The 21,157-nt window shown below is 56.9% G+C and carries 16 protein-coding genes; 3 read left to right on the plus strand and 13 right to left on the minus strand.

Annotated elements, in window-relative coordinates; all coding sequences use genetic code 11:
• Positions 1–137: 137 nt before the first annotated feature.
• From fusA to rpsL, 3 genes are read right to left on the minus strand one after another with little or no spacing between them, the layout of a single operon-like run.
• Positions 138–2,255 (minus strand): elongation factor G, encoded by a 2,118-nt coding sequence (gene fusA, locus AC2FEB_RS20885; RefSeq protein WP_117872215.1) that lies wholly within the window; start codon positions 2,253–2,255, stop codon positions 138–140.
• Between the two features lie 18 nt (positions 2,256–2,273).
• Positions 2,274–2,744, minus strand: a complete 471-nt coding sequence (gene rpsG, locus AC2FEB_RS20890) for a 30S ribosomal protein S7 (RefSeq protein ID WP_010441203.1) — start codon at positions 2,742–2,744, stop codon at positions 2,274–2,276.
• Between the two features lie 15 nt (positions 2,745–2,759).
• On the minus strand, positions 2,760–3,131 hold the full coding sequence (gene rpsL / locus AC2FEB_RS20895) for a 30S ribosomal protein S12 (RefSeq protein ID WP_005621086.1): 372 nt from the start codon (positions 3,129–3,131) through the stop codon (positions 2,760–2,762).
• A 389-nt stretch (positions 3,132–3,520) separates the two neighbouring features.
• On the opposite strand from rpsL, the gene AC2FEB_RS20900 reads away from it, so the two are divergent.
• On the plus strand, positions 3,521–4,327 hold the full coding sequence (locus tag AC2FEB_RS20900; protein ID WP_496676676.1) for a putative rhamnosyl transferase: 807 nt from the start codon (positions 3,521–3,523) through the stop codon (positions 4,325–4,327).
• A gap of 4 nt (positions 4,328–4,331) precedes the next feature.
• Positions 4,332–5,138, plus strand: a complete 807-nt coding sequence (locus tag AC2FEB_RS20905; RefSeq protein ID WP_496884346.1) for a putative rhamnosyl transferase — start codon at positions 4,332–4,334, stop codon at positions 5,136–5,138.
• Here AC2FEB_RS20905 and AC2FEB_RS20910 read toward each other — a convergent pair.
• The 9 genes from AC2FEB_RS20910 to rplK form a co-directional block, all read right to left on the minus strand.
• Positions 5,123–5,992 (minus strand): DMT family transporter, encoded by an 870-nt coding sequence (locus AC2FEB_RS20910; RefSeq protein WP_299901793.1) that lies wholly within the window; start codon positions 5,990–5,992, stop codon positions 5,123–5,125. The two genes, AC2FEB_RS20905 and AC2FEB_RS20910, sit on opposite strands and share 16 nt — an antisense overlap.
• A gap of 90 nt (positions 5,993–6,082) precedes the next feature.
• Positions 6,083–6,565: a hypothetical protein gene (locus tag AC2FEB_RS20915; RefSeq protein WP_117872209.1), complete on the minus strand. Its 483-nt coding sequence runs from the start codon at positions 6,563–6,565 to the stop codon at positions 6,083–6,085.
• 186 nt (positions 6,566–6,751) lie between these two features.
• Complete coding sequence (gene rpoC / locus AC2FEB_RS20920) at positions 6,752–10,993, minus strand: DNA-directed RNA polymerase subunit beta' (protein WP_299901790.1); 4,242 nt, start codon at positions 10,991–10,993, stop codon at positions 6,752–6,754.
• 49 nt (positions 10,994–11,042) lie between these two features.
• Positions 11,043–15,176 (minus strand): DNA-directed RNA polymerase subunit beta, encoded by a 4,134-nt coding sequence (gene rpoB, locus AC2FEB_RS20925; protein WP_117872205.1) that lies wholly within the window; start codon positions 15,174–15,176, stop codon positions 11,043–11,045.
• A gap of 251 nt (positions 15,177–15,427) precedes the next feature.
• Complete coding sequence (gene rplL, locus AC2FEB_RS20930; protein WP_037314964.1) at positions 15,428–15,802, minus strand: 50S ribosomal protein L7/L12; 375 nt, start codon at positions 15,800–15,802, stop codon at positions 15,428–15,430.
• A gap of 79 nt (positions 15,803–15,881) precedes the next feature.
• On the minus strand, positions 15,882–16,400 hold the full coding sequence (rplJ, locus tag AC2FEB_RS20935) for a 50S ribosomal protein L10 (RefSeq protein WP_496676667.1): 519 nt from the start codon (positions 16,398–16,400) through the stop codon (positions 15,882–15,884).
• Between the two features lie 324 nt (positions 16,401–16,724).
• Positions 16,725–17,483: a nuclear transport factor 2 family protein gene (locus AC2FEB_RS20940; RefSeq protein ID WP_496676665.1), complete on the minus strand. Its 759-nt coding sequence runs from the start codon at positions 17,481–17,483 to the stop codon at positions 16,725–16,727.
• A 129-nt stretch (positions 17,484–17,612) separates the two neighbouring features.
• Positions 17,613–18,311 (minus strand): 50S ribosomal protein L1, encoded by a 699-nt coding sequence (rplA, locus tag AC2FEB_RS20945; RefSeq protein ID WP_299901780.1) that lies wholly within the window; start codon positions 18,309–18,311, stop codon positions 17,613–17,615.
• A gap of 1 nt (position 18,312) precedes the next feature.
• Positions 18,313–18,762, minus strand: a complete 450-nt coding sequence (gene rplK, locus AC2FEB_RS20950) for a 50S ribosomal protein L11 (protein ID WP_117872199.1) — start codon at positions 18,760–18,762, stop codon at positions 18,313–18,315.
• A 382-nt stretch (positions 18,763–19,144) separates the two neighbouring features.
• On the opposite strand from rplK, the gene AC2FEB_RS20955 reads away from it, so the two are divergent.
• Complete coding sequence (locus tag AC2FEB_RS20955; RefSeq protein WP_117872197.1) at positions 19,145–20,374, plus strand: peptidoglycan-binding domain-containing protein; 1,230 nt, start codon at positions 19,145–19,147, stop codon at positions 20,372–20,374.
• Positions 20,375–20,459: 85 nt separating this feature from the next.
• On the opposite strand, the gene nusG is transcribed toward AC2FEB_RS20955, so the two are convergent.
• Positions 20,460–20,993 carry a transcription termination/antitermination protein NusG gene (gene nusG, locus AC2FEB_RS20960; protein ID WP_117872965.1) on the minus strand — a complete coding sequence of 178 codons (534 nt, stop codon included), beginning with the start codon at positions 20,991–20,993 and terminating at the stop codon, positions 20,460–20,462.
• Positions 20,994–21,157 lie beyond the last annotated feature (164 nt).

Here is a 21,157-nt window from a genome sequence, read left to right on the forward strand (position 1 = left end):
GTCTTGCCGTGGTCAACGTGGCCAATCGTGCCGATGTTGACGTGCGGCTTATTACGCTCAAACTTTTCCTTTGCCATGATGGCCTCCTTTTTCGGTAATGAAGAGAGCCCGTGAACCGAGCTCCCTCAAATCTTCGCTTATGCGTATTTCGCCTGGATCTCGTCCGAGATGTTCTGCGGAACCGGATCGTAATGGTCGAACTGCATGGTAAACTGGGCACGGCCCGACGACATCGAACGCAGGGTGTTGATGTAGCCGAACATGTTCGCCAGCGGAACGAATGCGTCGATTGCGATTGCGTTGCCGCGCGGCTCCTGACCAGACACCTGGCCACGACGCGAGGTCAGGTCGCCGATGATACCACCGGTGTATTCTTCCGGGGTGATCACTTCGACCTTCATGATTGGTTCCAGCAATTTCGCGCCGGCTTTGCGCATGCCTTCACGCATACACATGCGACCCGCGATTTCGAACGCCAGAACGCTCGAGTCAACGTCGTGGAACTTACCGTCCAGCAGGGCAACCTTGAAGTCGATCACGGGGAAGCCAGCCAGAGGGCCGCTGTCCATAACCGACTGGATGCCTTTTTCGACACCTGGAATGTATTCCTTCGGAACGGCACCGCCAACGATGCGGGACTCGAAGGAGTAGCCTTCGCCCGGCTCGGTCGGAGTGATCTCAAGCTTGACCTCGGCGAACTGACCCGAACCACCCGACTGTTTCTTGTGGGTGTAGGTGTGCTCGACCGGCATCGAGATGGTTTCACGATAGGCCACCTGCGGCGCACCGATGTTGGCCTCGACCTTGAACTCGCGCTTCAGACGGTCAACCAGGATGTCCAGATGAAGCTCGCCCATGCCCTTCATGATGGTCTGACCTGATTCCAGGTCGGTTTCCACACGGAAGGACGGGTCTTCTGCGGCCAGACGGGCCAGACCCTGTGACATCTTTTCCTGGTCGCCCTTGGTCTTGGGCTCGACCGCGATCTCGATCACCGGATCGGGGAAGGTCATGGTTTCCAGAACCACCGGATCCTTGGCGTCACACAGGGTGTCACCGGTGGTGGTGTCTTTCAGACCCGCCAGCGCGATGATGTCGCCTGCAAACGCTTCTTCGATCTCTTCACGGTTGTTCGAGTGCATCATCATCATACGACCGATGCGCTCTTTCTTACCTTTGGTCGAGTTCAGGATCGAGTCACCTTTGTTCATGGTGCCCGAGTAGATCCGGGTGAAGGTCAGCGAGCCAACGAAGGGGTCGTTCATGATTTTGAACGCCAGGCCCGAGAACGCCATGTCGTCATCCGCGCGGCGCGGAATGTCACGAACTTCTTCCTCGTCGCCGGGTTTGAAACCCATGTAGTCGACAACGTCCAGCGGGCTGGGCAAATAGTCGATCACAGCGTTGAGCAGCGGCTGAACGCCTTTGTTCTTGAACGCCGAACCACCCAGAACCGGAACGAACGCGATTTCCAGAGTACCTTTACGCAGCAGGGCGCGCAGGGTCGGAACGTCGGGCTCATTGCCTTCCAGGTATTCCATCATCGCGTCGTCGTCCATTTCGACGGCCGCTTCGATCATCTTACCGCGCCATTCGTCAGCCATGTCTTTCAGGCTGTCACGGATCGGTGCTTTGACCCAGCTTGCGCCCAGGTCTTCGCCCTGCCACAGCCATTCTTCCATGGTGACCAAGTCGATCAGGCCTTCCAGCTCGGTCTCTGCGCCGATCGGAATACCAACCGGAACAGCACGTGCGCCAGTACGGTCTTCGATCATTGCAACGCAGTTGAAGAAGTCTGCGCCGATCTTGTCCATCTTGTTGACGAACACCATACGCGGAACCTTGTAGCGGTCAGCCTGACGCCACACGGTTTCGGTCTGGGGCTCAACACCGGCGTTTGCGTCCAGAACGCAGACAGCGCCGTCGAGAACCGCCAGCGAGCGTTCAACTTCGATGGTGAAGTCAACGTGGCCGGGGGTGTCAATGATGTTCAGGCGGTGCTTGGGCGAGTCAGCAGTTTCACCGTCTTCGGTGCGTTCCCAAAAGGTGGTGGTCGCAGCCGATGTGATAGTGATGCCGCGTTCCTGTTCCTGCTCCATCCAGTCCATGGTGGCTGCACCATCGTGCACCTCACCGATGTTGTGGGATTTACCAGTATAATACAGGATACGTTCCGAGCAGGTCGTCTTGCCTGCATCGATGTGCGCCATGATACCGAAGTTACGGTATAGTTCGAGCGGATATTCGCGTGCCATTTGGATAAGCCTCTAGAATTACCAGCGGTAATGGCTGAAGGCTTTGTTCGCCTCGGCCATCTTGTGGGTGTCTTCGCGCTTCTTAACGGCAGTACCGCGGGACTGTACGGCGTCCAGCAGTTCACCGGCGAGGCGTTCTTCCATGGTGTTTTCGTTGCGGCCGCGCGCAGCGGTGATCAGCCAGCGGATGGCCAGTGCTTCGCGGCGCTCGGGGCGCACTTCGACCGGAACCTGGTAGGTTGCACCACCAACCCGGCGCGAGCGAACCTCGACCGACGGTTTGATGTTGTCGAGCGCTTCGTGGAACACTTCGACAGGAGCGCGCTTCACCTTGTTCTCAACGCGGTCAAACGCGTTGTAAACGATGCGCTCTGCGACCGACTTCTTGCCGTCGATCATCAGGTTGTTCATGAATTTTGTCAGAACCTTATCGCCAAATTTGGCGTCAGGCAGGACTTCGCGTTTTTCGGCGGCGTGACGACGTGACATATCAGCCTCTCCTTCTTACTTGGGACGCTTCGCGCCGTATTTCGAACGACGTTGCTTACGATCTTTGACGCCCTGAGTATCCAGAACACCGCGCAGGATGTGGTAACGCACACCGGGAAGGTCTTTCACACGACCGCCACGGATCAGAACAACCGAGTGTTCCTGCAAGTTGTGGCTTTCACCGGGGATGTACGAGATGACCTCGAATCCGTTGGTCAGGCGCACCTTGGCAACCTTACGCATCGCCGAGTTCGGCTTCTTGGGCGTTGTGGTATAGACACGTGTGCAGACACCGCGTTTTTGCGGGCACTGCTCCAGGTGCATGGACTTCGAGCGTTTTACTTTCGGCTGCCGCGGTTTGCGGATCAGCTGTTGAATAGTTGGCATTCCGGTTCTTTCCCCGTTTTGCAACACACATGACATGCACGCGCGTCGCGTGCGGCTAAATTCGCTGCACTTATGCGTCCACAAGCGCAAAACCCACGAGCGTTCCCATTCCGAGGTGAACGTCGCGGTTGTTTCTCAGAGGGCGCGAACTGCAAAATTGTCCAGGCCTTGACCAGTTCATTACTGGAATCGGCTACGGGGCGGCCCCCGGCACCGAGATGACGCGCGTATAGGGGGAGTCGTCCCGAGTGTCAACAGCTGTACACCAACGCCCCCGCGCTCGCGTTGTGTCGGGTGTATCGGATTGCCTTATAACGCGCCACCGTCCCTGTTGCGGCTGAACCGTAGCACGGGCATAGTCGTGTGGAATACCTGCTGATGGATTACAGATGCAAGTGATTGGCCTTTGCCGATTTTCCTATCCCGCAACGGGCGGCCTTCGACTGAATCGGGATACAATCGAAGAGCAGCGGCAGTTTCTATATGCCCCTGACCGGCTGGAAGAGCGCTTTCACCTGTTTGAGACCATCACTCTGCCCAGCTTTCGCACCCAGACAGATGAGGCGTTTGAGCTGTTGGTGTTAACGGGGACTTGCCTCCCTCAGATCTATGCGGACCGGCTGCGCGATCTGACCGCCGGGATCAAACAGATCCGTGTCATTGAAAAGGAACCTGGAGATCATAAGCAGATTATGCGTGAGGTACTGAACACCGCGCGAACGAATCAGCATCAGCCTTGCGTGCAATTTCGACATGACGACGATGACGCCGTTTCCGTTGATTTTATAGAATGCCTCCGCGCCGCTGTTCATGAGAATGAGGGACTGATGCAGCAGAGCGAGTCTGTCGGCATAGATTTCAATCAAGGTTTCATCGCCCGGCGCGAGGCTCGAGGGTTTCAGGCCGCTCGGGTCTATCGGTCGTTGCTGGGTGTTGGCCTGGGTATGTATGTTCAGGCCAGCAGCAGGCGGACAATCTTTGACCGGTTGCACAACAGGCTGGCCCGGTTCATGCCTGTGGTCAGCTATCCGGACACGCCCATGTGGGTAAGGATGCTTCACGCGTACAACGACTCGGACCACGCGCGCAAAGATACCTGTGAGTTATCATCTTTCACGCCACAGCAGGCAGAAGACCTGCGGGCGCGGTTCTTGATCGACCCGGACGCGTTCGACGTCAAATATGCAGCGCGCTGAGAAAATGCAGGTTATCGGTCTTTGCAGGTTTTCCTATCCCGCAATTGGCGGTTTTCAGACAACGCACGAGAGTGTCGAAGACAGACGGCGATTTCTGTACCAGCACGACAGGTTGGAAGAGCGGTTTCGCCTGTTTGAGACGGTCGCCCTGCCCGGTTTCAAAAAACAGTCTGACGACGATTTCCAGTTGATAATCGTGGTCGGCGAGTGCTTGCCCAAATTGGCATATGACCGCCTCAACGATCTGACAGGGGGTTTTAAGCAGGTGCGCATAGTCGCGAAACCTCCGGGGCGGCACAGGAAAGTCATGCAGGATGTCCTGAATTCGGCGCGGAACAATCCCGATCAACCCTGCCTTCAGTTTCGTCACGACGACGATGATACAGTGGCCGTGGATTTTGTCGAACGGCTCCGAGGTTGTGTCAGGGACTGCGTCGGCTTGTTTGAAAAGCGCGCTATGGTCGCTATTGATTTCAATTGCGGTTATCTGGCCCGTGCCACTGCTGAGGGTATACAAGCCGCTCGCGTACACCGCCCGTTGATAACAGCCGGTCTTGGAATGTACGTGCGGGGTGGGCAGCAGAAATCGATCATGAATTTTGCCCATAACAGGATCAACCGAGCGATGCCCGTTGTGACGCGACCGGATACTCCGATGTGGGTACGGGGATTGAACCGGTTCAATGACTCGCCACGAACCAGAAAGATCGATCTCGGGCTTACACCTCTTACCCGGCAGCAGGAGCTCGAGTTTCAAACCCGTTTCGCCATTGATCAGGACATGGTCAGACGGAGTCACGCCAAGCCCTGACGCGCACGTGCCCGGAACAACGTAAACAACCCGGCACCCACGATCAGGGCGGCACCCAGCATCGTCAGATTGTCGGGCCATTCGTCAAACACGACCCAACCCAACCCGAGCGCCCAGATCAGGCTGGAATATCTGAACGGCGCAATAAATCCGACATCCCCCTGACGCATGACCATGACGCTGAACAAATAGCCGAGCAAAACAAACACGGCCGCCGCCGCGACCAGGGAACCCGCTGTTGCCGAAACCGGAACCCATCCTTCGAAAACCGAGGCTATTGCTGCGGCCCCTGCAATGGAAACCGAAGTGGCCAACGTAACCAGCATCGATGGCACGTCGGCTGACATACGTCGCGTGACAAGGTCCCGAACTGTAATCGAAGCCACTGCAACCAGCGCATAGATGGAATACACACTGAATCCCTCTGGCCCGGGTCTTACGATCAGAAGCATTCCGACGAAACCCACGGCGATAGCCAGTGAGCGTCGCCAACCAACCTGTTCGGAAAAAACCAAAGCCGCACCCAAGGTTACCGTAAGAGGCAATGCCTGAAGAATGGCCGTAACATTGGCAAGGGGCATGTTCTTCAGCGACGTCAGGAAAAAGAAAGTCGCGGCCAGCTCTGCAAGGCAGCGCAGTGCAACCAGCCACTTGTCATGGCGCGAAAAATTCAGATGCAACGTGCCCAAAGACCGGGCAAGTACATAGATCAGAAAAACCGCCAAGAACCCGCGCAGGGCCACCAACTGAAACAAAGGCAGATCCTGCAAGGTAACCTTCACCAGCGTGTCGTTCAGGGTAAATGCAGCCATGCTGCCCATCATCAGCAAGGCGCCTTTTGTGTTTGGAGTCATGCTGTTTCAAGCTCCGGGGCTATTGATCGCCCCGCATTGGCCAAGGACTTGAGCCGGATGTCAATATCGCACCATGCGACAGCGTGATCATCAACCGAATGGGAGGATGGTCCCAAACAGGTTCAGGCTGGAAGGCTCTGTCGTGTCTTTGACAAAATCCACCCAGTCCTCTCCGTATGCACGTTCGAAAAACACCGGGTATTGCCACACAAGGTTGTGAAAAGTAAATGTCGTCACCAACGCGCCAACCGTCAGCGCCCCGGCAAACTCTCGTAGTTTACCTTTCAGAAAAAGCATCACCATAATACAGGCCCCTCCTGCGAGGCCGAGGCTGACGAAGTCCTGCGTACCAACCTGACCGGGCACCGGAATACCAACCGATTGATATTGAATGAAGCGAGACAGGAAGACCGCAAGAATACCCAGCAAAAAAGCCCCCAGAAACGCCGCGGGATAACTCAGGCGCTGCCAGACACTTTCGGTACCAGGTGAAGGTGACTTGCTTGTGTTTTCTTCCGAGCGCTGTTTGATCCGCGCCACCCGGTCCTCGAAGGAATTGTTTTTGATGTCCATGGGTCAGCTCAAAACTATCTGAAAACACATTACAGCGCTAATCCACTGATTGCAGAACCACAAGCATGGCGCAATTGGGTCAATAGACGTGTTCTGACACTTCGGTTCACATTTCCGTACTTTGGTACGGCAAGAAAAAAAGGCCCCGCGATTTCGCGGGGCCTTTTTAGTTCTGAATGGCGCTGCTTACTCGCGGCTTTCCGGTGTTTCGATCAGAACGTCCAGTTCATCCCCGACCATATCATCATCCATGATCGGAGCGGCCAGGGCAGCGGCGGCCTCGGCCTCTTCCCGTCGTGCTTCGATGACTACGTTGTCACGCGACTGCGCGATGTGACGAACGGCCTGAGTTGCACCACCAGTACCGGCAGGGATCAGACGGCCCACGATGACGTTCTCTTTCAGGCCAACCAGCTTGTCTTTCTTGCCCTGCACTGACGCTTCGGTCAGCACGCGGGTGGTTTCCTGGAACGACGCCGCCGAGATGAACGAACGTGTCTGCAGCGAGGCTTTGGTGATCCCCAAGAGGATCGGTTCGCCCTGAGCCGGACGGCCACCACGCGAGAGTGTCTTCTCGTTGGCCGCATCAAACTCCTGCTTGTCGACATGCTCGCCTTTCAGCAGGGTGGTGTCGCCTGAATCCAGGATCTCCCACTTCTGCAGCATCTGACGCACAATGACTTCGATGTGCTTGTCGTTGATCTTCACGCCCTGCAGACGATACACGTCCTGCACCTCGTCGATCATGTAATCCGCCAGCGCTTCGACACCCATGATAGACAGGATGTCATGCGGGGCCGGGTTGCCGTCCATCAGGTATTCACCCTTCTGGATGAAGTCGCCCTCCGCGACCGGGATATGTTTACCCTTGGGTACCATATACTCGATCGTTTCCATCGACTCGTCTGCCGGCTCGATACTGATGCGGCGCTTGTTCTTGTAGTCACGGCCAAAGCGCACGTAACCATCGGCCTCGGCGATGATCGCGTGATCTTTCGGGCGACGGGCTTCGAACAGTTCAGCCACACGCGGCAGACCACCGGTGATGTCCTTGGTCTTGGCACCTTCACGCGGGATACGCGCAACAACGTCACCTGCTTCGATCTGCTGACCATCTTCGATCGACAGGATCGCGTCCACCGACATCGGATAGTGAACCGGGTTGCCCGCATCGTTGCGGACCGGCTCGCCATCTTCGCCAACCAGAATGATCTCAGGCTTCAGCTCGCTGCCTTTCGGGGCCGCGCGCCAGTCGATCACGATCTTCTGGGTCATACCGGTTGCTTCATCGGTCTCGTCGCGGACAGCAAGGCCCGAAACCAGATCGACATATTTCGCGGTACCCGCTTTCTCGGCGATGATCGGCAGGGTGTAGGGATCCCATTCGAACAGCTTGTCACCACGGGCTACCTTGGTGCCATCCTTCACGAACAGCTTCGAGCCGTAGGTCAGCTTGTGGCTGGCACGCTCTTCGCCATGTTCGTCTTTGATCACCAGCTTCATGTTCCGGCCCATGACCAGGCTTTCGCCTGCGGCATTGGCCAGGATCTGCGGGTTCTCGAACGAAACGACACCGTCTTGGCTGGCTTCCTGGAACGACTGCTGGCCACCTTGCGCAACACCACCAATGTGGAAGGTCCGCATCGTCAGCTGCGTACCGGGTTCACCGATGGACTGGGCTGCGATGATGCCGACAGCCTCACCTGTGTTCACCATGGTACCGCGTGCAAGGTCGCGACCGTAGCATGTCGCACAGACGCCTTCCTCGGACTCACAGGTCAGTGGCGACCGGATACGCATCGAAGCAACACCGGCCTCGTCGATCATGTCGGCCATACGTTCGTCGATCAACTGACCTGCAGCGACCAGAACCTCATCCGTACCCGGACGCAAAACGTCGTCGGCAGAGACACGGCCCAGAACACGTTCGGCAAGCGAGGCGACAACCTCACCGTCATTCACCGCAGCTTCGGCAGTGATCGCACGCTCGGTGCCGCAGTCGATCTCACGAACGATGCAGTCCTGAGCGACATCCACCAGACGACGGGTCAGGTAACCCGAGTTCGCCGTCTTCAGAGCGGTATCCGACAGACCCTTACGGGCACCGTGAGTCGAGTTGAAGTACTCGAGAACGGTCAGACCTTCTTTAAAGTTCGAGATGATCGGCGTCTCGATGATGTCGCCGTTCGGCTTGGCCATCAGGCCGCGCATACCGCCCAGCTGTTTCATCTGAGTAACCGAGCCACGCGCACCGGAGTGAGCCATCATGTAGACCGAGTTCGGCTCCATGTCCGACCCGTCTTCGGCCTTGGCAACGTCCGAGATCGTGCTCATCATTGCCTCAGTCACGCGGTCGTTACACTTCGACCAGGCATCGACCACTTTGTTGTACTTTTCGCCCTGAGTAATCAGACCATCCATGTACTGCTGTTCAAAGTCTTTCACCTGGCTGCGCGTTTCGTCGACGATGCTCCACTTGCCGTTCGGGATGACCATGTCGTCCTTACCAAACGAAATGCCCGCCTTGAACGCTTCTTTGAAGCCCATCGACATGATCTGGTCACAGAAGATAACCGACTCTTTCTGACCGCAATAGCGGTAGACGGTGTCGATCACCTGCTGCACTTCTTTTTTCCGCAGCAGACGGTTGACCAGCTCGAAAGGTGCCTTGTTGTTCATCGGCAGCAGAGCACCCAGACGCAGACGGCCCGGAGTGGTTTCATAACGCTTCTGAATTTCATTGCCTTCGTCGTCGATCTGCTTGATTCGAGCGGTGATTTTCGAGTGCAAGTGCACCTCGCCCGCGTCCAGCGCGTGCTGGACTTCGTCGATCGAGCCAAAGACCTTGCCTTCGCCCGGCATGCCTTCGCGTTCCAGGGTCACATAGTACAGACCCAGGATCATATCCTGTGACGGAACGATGATCGGCGCACCGTTTGCGGGCGACAGAACGTTGTTCGTCGACATCATCAGAACACGCGCTTCCAGCTGCGCCTCAAGGCTCAGCGGGACGTGTACGGCCATCTGGTCACCGTCGAAGTCGGCGTTAAAGGCCGAACAGACCAGCGGGTGCAGCTGGATCGCCTTGCCTTCGATCAGAACCGGCTCGAACGCCTGAATGCCAAGACGGTGCAGCGTCGGCGCACGGTTCAGCATGACAGGGTGTTCGCGGATCACCTCATCGAGGATATCCCATACTTCGGGACGCTCTTTCTCGACCAGTTTCTTCGCCTGTTTGACGGTCGAAGACAGACCTTTGGCTTCAAGACGCGAGTAGATGAACGGCTTGAACAGCTCGAGCGCCATCTTCTTGGGCAGACCACACTGGTGCAGCTTGAGTTCCGGGCCGGTCACAATGACCGAACGGCCCGAGAAGTCGACGCGTTTCCCCAGAAGGTTCTGACGGAAGCGGCCCTGCTTGCCTTTCAGCATGTCCGACAGCGATTTCAGCGGGCGCTTGTTGGCGCCGGTGATCACGCGGCCACGACGGCCGTTGTCGAACAGAGCGTCAACGGATTCCTGCAGCATCCGCTTTTCGTTGCGGACGATGATGTCAGGTGCGCGCAGTTCGATCAGACGCTTCAGACGGTTGTTCCGGTTGATGACGCGGCGATACAGATCGTTCAGATCCGAGGTCGCGAAACGGCCACCATCCAGCGGAACCAGCGGTCGCAGTTCCGGCGGAATGACCGGGATCACGGTCATCACCATCCACTCGGGGCGGTTGCCCGACTCGAGGAAGCTTTCGACAACCTTCAGACGCTTGATGATCTTCTTGGGCTTCAGCTCGCCAGTCGCTTCGGCCAAATCAGCGCGCAGCTGCTCGGCTTCGGCTTCCAGATCGATCTGGGCCAGCATCTCACGGATGGCTTCGGCACCAATGTTCGCGGTGAACGCGTCCATGCCATAGGCATCCTGAGCGTCCATGAACTCTTCTTCGGTCAGCATCTGGCCGTAAGACAAGTCGGTCAGACCGGGCTCGATGACGACGTAGTTTTCAAAGTACAGAACGCGTTCCAGATCGCGCAGCGTCATGTCCAGCATCAGACCGATGCGGGACGGCAGCGACTTCAGGAACCAGATATGTGCTACGGGTGCTGCCAGTTCGATATGGCCCATACGCTCGCGGCGGACTTTCTGCAGGGTGACTTCCACACCACATTTCTCGCAGACAACGCCGCGATACTTCATCCGCTTATATTTGCCGCACAGACATTCATAATCTTTGATTGGGCCAAAGATACGCGCGCAGAACAGACCGTCACGTTCAGGCTTGAACGTTCGGTAGTTGATGGTTTCGGGTTTCTTGATCTCGCCATAGGACCAAGACAGGATCCGCTCGGGCGACGCCAACGAGACCTTGATCTCGTCAAAGACCTTCGGGGGCGTCAGCGGGTTAAACGGGTTGTTGGTGATTTCCTGGTTCATTTTGCGTCCTTACAAATTGGGATGGGATGAGTGTGGGGCGTTGCCGCCCCTACTCTTCCTCCGCATCCAGGAGTTCCATATTCAGGCCGAGACCACGGACTTCTTTCACCAGAACGTTGAACGATTCCGGTACGCCCGCTTCAAAGTTATCCTCGCCCTTGACGATCGACTCATAGACCTTGGTCCGGCCGGCGACGTCATCCGATTTCACGGTGAGCATCTCCTGCAGGGTGTAGGCGGCGCCGTAAGCTTCCAGAGCCCAGACCTCCATCTCACCAAAGCGCTGACCACCGAACTGCGCCTTACCGCCCAGCGGCTGCTGGGTAACCAGGCTGTACGGCCCGGTCGAACGCGCGTGGATTTTGTCGTCCACAAGGTGGTGCAGTTTCAGCAGGTACTTGATGCCCACGGTCACCGGACGTGCGAATTGCTCACCGGTACGACCGTCGAACAGGATCGACTGACCGCTCTGCGAGAATCCGGCACGCACCAGCGCGTCATTGACGTCAGCCTCTTTGGCACCGTCAAAGACCGGGGTTGCGATCGGAACACCACGGGTTACATTGCCCGCTGCTTCGACAAGCGTTTCCTCGTCCATGCCAGTGATGCCTTCTTCGTAGACATCTTCGCCATAGGCCAGTTTCATCGCTTCGCGCACCGGGGTCAGGTCGCCGGAACGGCGGTATTCACCCAGAGCTTCGTCGATGTTCAGACCCAGACCGCGTGCGGCCCAACCCATGTGGGTTTCAAGGATCTGACCAACGTTCATACGCGAAGGCACACCCAGCGGGTTCAGACAAAAGTCAACCGGAGTACCATCGGCCAGGAACGGCATGTCTTCCATTGGAACAACTTTGGAGATCACACCTTTGTTCCCGTGACGACCGGCCATCTTGTCGCCCGGCTGCAGCTTACGCTTCACGGCGATGAAGACTTTGACCATCTTCATCACACCCGGCGGCAGGTCGTCACCACGACGGACTTTCTCGACCTTGTCTTCGAAACGGGCATCCAGAGCGCGCTTGAGCACTTCGTATTGCTCATTCAGAGCCTCTACGATCTGGGCGTCCTTCTCGTCTTCCAGTGCCAGCTGCCACCACTGACCACGGGTCAGCATGTCAAGCAGTTCCTCGGTGATCACCGATCCTGCCTTGACGCCTTTCGGGCCTTTGACAGCGGTCTTACCCAGGATCAGGCCTTGCAGACGCGCATAGATGTTGCGGTCAAGGATCGCCAGTTCGTCATCCCGGTCACGGGCCAGACGTTCGACTTCCTCACGCTCGATCTGCAGCGCACGCTCGTCTTTCTCGACGCCGTGACGGTTGAAGACACGGACTTCCACGACAGTCCCGTAATCGCCCGGCTTCACGCGCAGCGAAGTATCGCGCACATCTGATGCTTTTTCACCAAAGATGGCGCGCAGCAGCTTTTCTTCCGGGGTCATCGGGCTTTCGCCCTTCGGAGTGATCTTGCCGACCAGAATATCGCCCGGCTCAACATCCGCACCGATGTAAACGATGCCGGCCTCGTCGAGGTTGCGCAGCGCTTCTTCACCGACGTTCGGGATGTCGCGGGTGATCTCTTCCGGACCCAGCTTGGTGTCACGGGCGGCGACTTCGAATTCCTCGATATGGACCGAGGTAAAGACGTCATCACGCGCGATACGTTCCGAAATCAGGATCGAGTCTTCGTAGTTGTACCCGTTCCACGGCATGAACGCGACAATCACGTTCTTACCCAGAGCCAGTTCACCCATGTCGGTTGACGGACCGTCGGCGATCACCTCGCCTTTCTGGACGGTGTCGCCCACTTTCACCAGCGGGCGCTGGTTGATGCAGGTGTTCTGGTTCGAACGCTGGAATTTCCGCAGGCGATAGATGTCCACACCAGCGTCGCCAAGTTCCAGATCCTCGGTAGCGCGGATAACGATACGCTGGGCATCGACCTGGTCGATGATACCGGCGCGTTTCGCCTGGATCGCAGCGCCCGAGTCGATCGCAACCTTTTCCTCGATACCGGTGCCGACCAGCGGCGCCTCGGCCCGCAGCAGCGGAACCGCCTGACGTTGCATGTTCGAGCCCATCAGAGCGCGGTTGGCGTCGTCATTCTCAAGGAACGGGATCAGCGATGCAGCGACCGAAACCAGCTGTTTCGGCGATACGTCGATCAGGTCCACATTCTCGCGCGGGGCGAGGGTGTAGTCACCGGCCTGACGGGTCGACACCAGATCATTGATGAACTTGCCGTTTTCATCCAGCGTCGCGTTCGCCTGCGCCACGGTGTGACGCATTTCCTCGGTCGCGGACATGTAGTGGACCTCATCAGTCACCTCTGCGTCTTTGACGACACGGTACGGTGTTTCGATGAAGCCATATTTGTTCACACGGGCGAAGGTGGCCAGCGAGTTGATCAGACCGATATTCGGGCCTTCCGGTGTTTCAATCGGGCACATCCGGCCATAGTGGGTCGGGTGAACGTCGCGCACCTCAAAGCCCGCGCGCTCACGTGTCAGACCACCGGGGCCAAGCGCCGAGAGACGGCGTTTGTGGGTGACTTCCGACAACGGGTTGGTCTGGTCCATGAACTGCGACAGCTGCGAGCTGCCGAAGAATTCGCGGACGGCGGCAGCGGCAGGTTTCGCGTTGATCAGGTCCTGCGGCATGACGGTGTCGATCTCGACCGACGACATACGCTCTTTGATCGCGCGCTCCATGCGCAGCAGACCAACACGGTACTGGTTTTCCATCAGTTCGCCGACTGAACGCACACGACGGTTGCCTAGGTGGTCGATATCGTCGATGTCACCTTTGCCGTCACGCAGTTCCACCAGCGCCTTGATGCAGGCAACGATGTCTTCGCGGCGCAGGGTACGCAGGGTATCCGGCGCATCAAGTGCCAGACGCATGTTCATCTTCACGCGGCCAACAGCCGACAGATCATAGCGCTCGCTGTCGAAGAACAGCGTGTCGAACAGGGCCGACGCTGCCTCGACGGTGGGCGGCTCGCCTGGGCGCATGACGCGGTAGATGTCCATCAGCGCGCTTTCACGGTTCACGTTCTTGTCCTGAGCCATGGTGTTGCGCATGTAGGGACCGACATTGACGTTGTCGATGTCCAGAACCGGGATGTCGGTGATGCCTGCGTCGATCAGCTCTTTCACAGTGCCGCCGATCAGGTCACCGTCTTTGTCATATTCCAGCGTCAGTTCATCACCGGCCTCGACATAGATCGCGCCGTTTTCTTCGTTGATGATGTCCTTGGCGACAAATTTGCCGACGATGTGATCAAACGGAACCAGAAGATCGGTAACGGTGCCTTCGTCGATCAGTTTCTTGACCGCGCGAGGCGTGACTTTCTTGCCCGCTTCAGCAATCACTTCACCGGACTTGGCGTCGATCAGATCATAGGTCGGACGGGTGCCGCGCACGCGCTCGGGGAAGAACGGTGTGACCCAGCCCTTCTTCTTGTCCAGCTTGTAGGACACTGTGTTGTAATACGCGTCCATGATCGCTTCCTGATCCAGACCCAGCGCATAAAGCAGGGTTGTCACAGGCAGTTTGCGGCGGCGGTCGATCCGGGCGAACACGATGTCCTTGGCGTCGAACTCAAAGTCCAGCCAGCTGCCGCGATACGGGATGATGCGGCAGGCAAACAGCAGCTTGCCCGAGGAATGGGTCTTGCCCTTGTCGTGGTCAAAGAACACACCGGGCGAACGGTGCATCTGGGATACGATCACACGCTCGGTCCCGTTCACGACAAATGTGCCGTTCGGCGTCATCAAAGGCATATCGCCCATGAAGACATCCTGTTCCTTGATGTCTTTCACCGATTTAGCACCGGTATCCTCATCGACATCGAACACGATCAGGCGCAGGGTAACCTTCAGCGGCGCGCTGTAGGTCATGTCGCGCTGCATGCATTCTTCGACATCGTATTTGGGTTTTTCCAGATCGTATTTCACAAACTCCAGAACGGAGGTTTCGTTGAAATCCTTGATCGGGAAAACCGATTGGAACACGCCTTTGATGCCTTCGCCGTCTGCGGGCTGCTCTGCATCGCCGGAGCGCAGGAAAAGATCATAAGAAGATTTCTGCACCTCAATGAGGTTCGGCATTTCCAGCACTTCGCGGATTTTGCCATAGTATTTCCGAAGACGTTTCTGGCCAAGGAACGATTGAGCCATGTCAGATGTCACCTTTCGATGTTCTCAGCGGGCAAAGACACCGTCGGGCCCCGGCGCCTTGCACATTAGAGAGGACACGTCCGGATCAATTCGTGGCCACCGTCCCGAATGGCAGCCTCCCGATCCGCGAACCGCGTCTTAGAAAACACCCCAAGTTCTGAGGCCCTTTCTGAGACAGGTTCGGCTGGACCCGGATTTCCCCGGATCCAGCCAAATCTTGCGGCGCATCAGTGATGCGCCTGTCGAATGGCTTAGGCCAGCTCGACTTCGGCGCCAGCTGCTTCCAGCTTGCCTTTGACTTCTTCGGCTTCGTCTTTCGACACGCCTTCTTTGATCTTGCCGCCAGCTTCGACCAGCTCTTTGGCTTCTTTCAGGCCAAGACCGGTGATGCCGCGAACTTCTTTGATCACGTTGATTTTCGAAGCGCCAGCGTTCTTCAGAACGACGTCGAATTCGGTTTTTTCTTCCTCAGCTGCGCCACCGGCGTCGCCACCGGCTGCCATGACAACTGCGCCGCCTGCTGCGGGCTCGATGCCATATTCGTCTTTGAGGATGGTTTTAAGTTCTTGTGCTTCCAGCAGGGTCAGACCCACGATGCTTTCTGCGAGTGCTTTCAGATCAGCCATTTTATCAGCTCTTTCCGTTTACAGTGTGTGTTCCAACGTCAGGGCATCTGCCCCACGCAGATCATTCAGTGCCAACCGCTTACGCAGCTTCCGCCTTCTCTTCGATGGTGGAAAGGATGCTTGCGATGTTGCTTGCAGGTGCGCCAATCGCGCCGGCGATGTTCGAAGCAGGTGCGCCAATGCAGCCCACGATCGAAGCAATAAGCTCCTCGCGAGACGGCATTTTCGAAACTGTTTCGACACCTTTGCGGTCCAGAGCGTTCTCACCCATTGCACCACCAAGAATCTCAAAACTCTTGTTATCCTTGGCGAAGTCCTCGGCCACCTTGGCTGCTGCCACGGGGTCTTCGGAATAGGTCAGAACGGTCATCCCTGTCAGCAGGTCGGCCATGCTTTCACACGGCTTACCCTCAAGGGCGATTTTGGCGAGCCTGTTCTTGGCAACACGCACGGCACCTCCCGCGTCACGAGCACGTGCGCGAAGGTCCTGCATCTCGGCAACTGTCAGACCGGCGTAGTGGGATACCACTACGACGCCAGAGCTTTCGAAGATTTGGCCGAGTTCCTCGACCACTTTCTCTTTCTGGGCTCTATCCACAGTTCTCTCCAAGTTTGGGGCGATATCTCACCCCGGCTCATATTTGCCGCAGCTTTCGCTCCGGCGTTCAGGTCCGTTGTTACGGGATTGGCCAAAATGCGCCCGAGGGTGGGACCCCCAGAATTCTTTGGTCTTACCCGTCTCAGGCAGGGAATTAAGGGGCCGAATGGACCCACCCACCGTCTTGGACGAAACAAAACAAAGCGCACGACGAATCGCACGCTTTGTTCCGCAGGTCTTATTAGGGCAGAAAAAGGGGGTTTCCAAGGGGTAAATTGCACCTAAAGCGGATCAAAAAACCGCCCAAACTCCGACCACGTGGCGTCAGAACTTTCCGTTATCGTTTTTCCATTCTTCGCGCGGCGGGATCTCTTCGATCGTGCTCCAGTGCTCAACAATTAGATCATCGTCCCACCGATACAAATCATAAAAGCTTGAATGCACCCCATTTCTCTGGCCTTCGCACACACACAGAACGAAATTGCCCTCGGCTAAAACCCTGTGCGACGTTTCGTAAGCAAACACCAGATTGCTTGCGCTTCGACCTTCCAACACGCTCTTGAGTGCCGAGATGCCGTCAGCCATTTCCGGATTGTGCTGTTTCAGGTCTTCAGCCACAAATTCTGCCAACCTATCGAACCGACGCTCGATAAGGACCTCCGTGACAAACACACGGCTGGTTGACCGGTTTTCTTCGGTCTTCTCCAAATCCGCTATTTCAGTGTGGCCATCCTGCATTCCACGCCCCGAGAGGTTTGGACCACGCAAAGGCTGAATGTTGTCCCAATGCTCTACGGCTTTTCCATCTTCGAACCTAAACACCTCGAACGCTGCGCGCAGACTTCTGAAATCGTACTCGATATGCGCAAAGGCAAAATCGCCATCTTCGAAAACCCGTTTGAATGTGACCCTAGGCGAGGTTTTTGACAGTCGCGCGAACAATTCCGCAATACCTTCACTGCCTTCGTGGGTTTGAGGATTGTGCTGAATATACTTGTCTTCATTGACCACCGCTGCCGCCATAGCGTCACCGGTTTCCAGACCCTTGAGAAATTTTTGAATGAGAACGCGCTTGGTTTCCATGGCGAGGGTCCGTTTTTTTGACGAGCACCGAATTGGATGTCTGGCCACTTTTGCACCGAACCCCGCAAAAGAAAATCCCGGACAGTTCGCACCACCCGGGATCAATTCTTCAAATCGGAAATCTAGGGCTTATTCGCCCGCGGCTTCCGCCACATCAACGGTCACGCCAGGACCCATGGTCGAGCTCAGCGCGATTTTTTTCATGTAGGTGCCCTTGGCGCCCGACGGTTTCGCCTTGGCAACAGCCGTGACAAACGCTCGGACGTTTTCGACCAGCTTGGCTTCGTCAAACGACGCTTTGCCAACACCGGCATGAACAACGCCGCCTTTTTCCGCCTTGAACTGAACTTCACCACCTTTGGCTGCTTCCACGGCGGCTTTCACGTCCATGGTCACGGTGCCAACCTTGGGGTTCGGCATCAGGTTGCGGGGGCCCAGAACTTTACCCAGACGGCCGACGATCGGCATCATGTCCGGGGTTGCAATGCAGCGATCGAATTCGATGGTGCCGCCCTGAATGGTTTCCATCAGGTCTTCTGCGCCGACGATATCTGCGCCTGCTTCTTTCGCTTCGTCCGCCTTGGGGCCACGTGCGAATACGGCGACGCGCATCGCTTTACCTGTGCCATTCGGCAAGCCAACGACGCCACGAACCATCTGGTCCGCGTGACGGGTGTCAACGCCCAGGTTCATCGCGATTTCGATGGTCTCGTCGAATTTCGAGGTTGCGTTGCCTTTGACCAGGGCAACCGCTTCTTCAACCGACAGGTTTTCCTTGCCAGCGACAGCTTCGCGCGCAGTGCGGGTACGTTTACCGAGTTTTGCCATCTTACTTCACCTCGATGCCCATAGAGCGGGCCGAGCCCAGGATGATCTGCATTGCGCCTTCGATGTCAGTGGCGTTCAGATCTTTCATTTTGGCTTCGGCGATTTCGCGAACCTGCTTCGAGGTCACGGTTGCCACGGTCTCACGACCTGGGTTTTCCGCACCACGAGGGCGGTTCCGCTTGCCAACCGGCTTCAGGCCAGCCGCTTTTTTCAGGTAATAAGACGCGGGCGGCGTCTTGATGTCCATGGTGAAGGACTTGTCCTGATAATAGGTAATCACGGTCGGGCAAGGCGCGCCTTGCTCCATGTCTGCGGTCTTGGCGTTGAACGCCTTGCAGAATTCCATGATGTTGATGCCGCGCTGACCCAGCGCCGGACCAACTGGCGGCGACGGGTTCGCCTGTCCTGCAGGAACCTGCAGTTTCATTGTACCAGCAAGCTTCTTGGCCATTTGGTTTTCCTTTCAACTTAGGTGAAACGCGTCCCACCCAGATTATGTTGCGTGGTCCGATCCGGGATCGCGATCCCTGCAACCTCCCACGAGAGAATCTCGCCCGAAGACGATAGAGGCGGCGTTTACAGGGGATCAGTAGAGATGACAAGTGGTTGGCGCCGCAATCTGGATATACCGAATCAAAACCAGGAAGGTTATTCGCCGCCTAAAAGATTGTAGGCCACTGGCAGTGCAATTGTGAGTGCCACTAACATTTTAAAAAAACGGCGAAAACCACAAATCAGTCGCTCATCAATCGGGATTTTGGTGCTTGCATCACCACAAAGCGCGTGGCCGTGTTATACTTCGAAAAATTAGTGAATTTTGGTGGAGGTTAATTATGATACTTCGTTTAGTTTTAACTCTTGGCATCGCCTTTTCTCTTGCTGCAGCTGCCCCTCAGACAGCGCGGGCGGACGCTGGTGAATTCCTCGGCGGCGCCGTCGTCGGCGGAATCGTTGGCTACGCGATTGGCAAGGACCAACAGAAGAAAAAGTCTCAGAGAACGACCACATCAAATCGAACTTACCGGTCGGGCATCCCATCGACTTCACAGGGCGCGCAAACCCAGACCGCGCTCAATTACTTCGGATACAATGCAGGAAGGGTCGATGGCCAGGTCGGTCGTGGCACCCGGTCCGCAATCGAACGCTATCAGGCCTCGATGGGCTATCCTGTGAACGGCTATGATTTTCAGCCCTATCAGTCCGACTTTTTGATGCAGGCCTACTATTGGGCCACAAGCGGTGGGCAGTCGGCCACTCAGCTTTCGGGCCAACCGCTGCTGATGGCGTATCGCCGTCAGGTGCACACGGGCTCTGCTCTGGCTGCTGCCCCTCAGGCCCCGGCACAAACCGTGCCGGTACAACCTGTCCCGGTTACGACACCGCAGGAACCCGAACCCGAGACCACTGAAACAGCGTCTGCAAGCCTGCCGAGCCTGTTTTCAGGCGGTACCGGAGGCCCGTCACTGGCCAATCGCTGCAGCGGAGTCATGCTGCAAACATCGACCAATGGCGGCTATACAACCCTGTCGAACATGTCCGATCCCGACTTTGCGCTCAGCGAGCAGTTCTGCCTTGCCCGCAGTTACGCGATGGCACGCGGTGAAGATCTGATTCAGGATATCCAGGGACTGACGCCGGATCAGGTTAGCGCCCAATGCGACTCTTATGGTGAAATGGTGGCTCCACAAGTTGACGCTCTGTCGATCAACTCGAAAACCGAGGCTGAAACCCAGATGCGCAAGCTGGCGCTGGACTCCGGGCTCAGCCCCCAAGATCTTGCCGCAACAAGCAAGGTCTGTCTGGCGATTGGCTACCGTCAGGACAACATGGATGCCGCTCTTGGGTCTGCTCTGATGCTGGTCGCAATGGGTGAACCCGCCTACGGCGAACTGATTGGCCACCATCTGCGCGAAGGTTTCGGCGTGCAGGAGCGCCGCGACCTTGCGATGCAGTGGTATGACGCGAGCCTTTCGGCGCTGGATGCCGGATCGCAAGCCGTGTTCCTGCCGTCCCAGACCGACAGACCGCAACTTTTGCGCGCGGCTATGGTTCAAGCACAATAGGTCGATACGTTTTCAGCGAATACCTAAACAAAAACGCCGCGTTACCCTTGGCATCGCGGCGTTTCAATTCTCGAGGAGAGTTTCCTCAGCCCTGCTTCGTAACCTGCGTAAAGTCCAGCTCGACCGGGGTTTCCCGACCAAAGATCGAGACCGAGACCTTCAGTTTCTGGTTTTCGTCATCCACGCCTTCGACCATGCCGTCGAAATCCTCGAACGGGCCGTCGTTGACTTTGACCTTTTCACCAACCTCGAAGCTGATCATCAGCTTGGGCGCTTCTTCACCTTCCTGAACACGGTTGAGGATTTGATTGACCTCAGCATCGCGCATCGGCATCGGACGCCCCTGAGGGCCCAGGAAACCGGTGACGCGGTTGATCGAGTTGATCAGGTGATAGCCCTGATCCGACATTTCCATATGTACCAGCACGTAACCGGGCATGAAACGGCGCTCGGTCGTGACTTTCTTGCCCCGGCGCACTTCGATCACCTCTTCGGTGGGCACCAGCACTTCGTCGATATCGTCCTCAAGGCCCTGTTCAGCCACCGACGTGCGGATCTGCTCTGCGATCTTCTTTTCGAAATTCGAAAGAACGCTGACCGAGTACCACCGTTTCGCCATGAACCTGTCGTCCTTGTTTGTCTTCGAGGTATCCCGCGTACCGGACACACCCGTCATTAAAATCTCGTCACGCCATCCGGAATAAAAAGCGGCGCGCAGCCCGAATCGCCACACGCCTATTCCGAATAGTACCGCGTCACCTACTCTGACATTGCGCGCGACGC

This window comes from Ruegeria sp. YTSC106, assembly GCF_059609765.1.